The organism is Komagataeibacter kakiaceti JCM 25156 (assembly GCF_000613305.1).
In genome coordinates, this window is the sequence record NZ_BAIO01000544.1 from 1 (window position 1) to 1,461 (window position 1,461).

Annotated in this window: 1 pseudogene; it reads left to right on the top strand. The window is 67.2% G+C overall.

Annotated elements, in window-relative coordinates:
* Window positions 1-119 precede the first annotated feature (119 nt).
* Window positions 120-1,461: pseudogene (locus JCM25156_RS31540) on the top strand (xanthine dehydrogenase family protein molybdopterin-binding subunit); the annotation flags it as partial.

The following is a 1,461-nucleotide window of genomic DNA, read 5'->3' on the forward strand; positions in this document are numbered from 1 at the left end:
CGGATCGTGCGGATTGACGCCACGGCGGCGCGGGCGCTGCCGGGCGTGCATGCGGTCGTGACCGCGCGTGACGTTCCCGCCTGAACGGCTTTGGCATCGTATGGCAGGACCAGCCCGCCCTGTGTGATACGAAGGTGCGCTATACAGGCGACATGGTGGCGGCGGTCGCGGCCATTGACGCGGTGACGGCGGCCCGCGCGCTCGATCTGATCCATGTGGAATACGCGGATCTGCCGGTGGTGTCAGACCCGGTGGCGGCGCTGGAACACGATGCGCCACGCGTGCATGACAATGGCAACCTGTGCCGCGAGGTCGGATTTGGCTATGGCGACGTGGAGGACGCGTTCGGCGCCTGCGCCCATGTGGTGGAAGCCACATACGAAACCCCCCGGCAGATGCACGCCTTCATGGAGACGGAAGGGGCTACGCCTATGTCGATGACGCGGGCATGCTGCATGTCCGTGTCGGTTCCCAGCATGGCACGCGCGACAGGATGCAGCTTGCGCGCATTCTCGACTGGCCGGCCGAGCGGATACATATCGTTTCCAGCCCCGTGGGCGGGGCTTTCGGGGGCAAGGACGAACTGACGGTGCAGCCCGCCCTGGCGCTTCTGGCGATCAGGAGCGGGCGGCCCGTGCGCATGCATCTGGACCGCGAGGAATCCGTGCAGGCGGGCACCAGGAGCCCGCCCATGCGCATCCGCATGAAAACCGGCTGCGACGCACAGGGCCGGATCGTGGCGCAGGATGTGGATGTGATCGCGGATTGCGGGGCCTATTCCTCACTCGCGCCCTGTGTGCTGGAAACGGCGATGGAGCATGTCACCGGCCCCTATCTGGCCGGGCATGTGCGCTCACGCGGGCGGCTGGTTTTTACCAATAACGGCACGGGTGGCGCATTTCGCGGGTTTGGCGCGAACCAGATGAATTACGCCGTCGAATGCCAGATGGACCGGCTGGCCCGCCTGATCGACCTCGACCCCGTCGAGATCCGGCGTCGGAACCTGCGTGGTCCCGGGGATCGGGGGTATCTGGGACAGGCCGTGGCCCCCTCCATATATCTGCGCGAGATGCTGGACGCCGCGGCCAGCAGCCCGCAATGGCGCACTCCCCGCCTGCCTGCGCGCGGGGATGACACGCATCTGCGCGGCGTGGGGATGGGGCTGATCTACCAGGGCAACGGGCTTGGCACGCTGTTCGAGGATCCGCTGGCCTGCCGCCTGCGCCTTGCCGAGGATGGACGGATCGAGGCGTGGTGCGATCTGGTGGAAATGGGGCAGGGCATCACGGCCGTGGTACAGTCTCCATGGAGCAGGCGCTCGGCTGCGCGCGTGAGGATGTGCGGCCGGTGCTGGGGGATACCCGGATCAATATGGATAGCGGCTCGACAACCGCTTCACGCGGGACGATCGCCGCGAATATCGCCATCCGTGCGCGGCGGGCATGCTGGCCGACAGGCTGG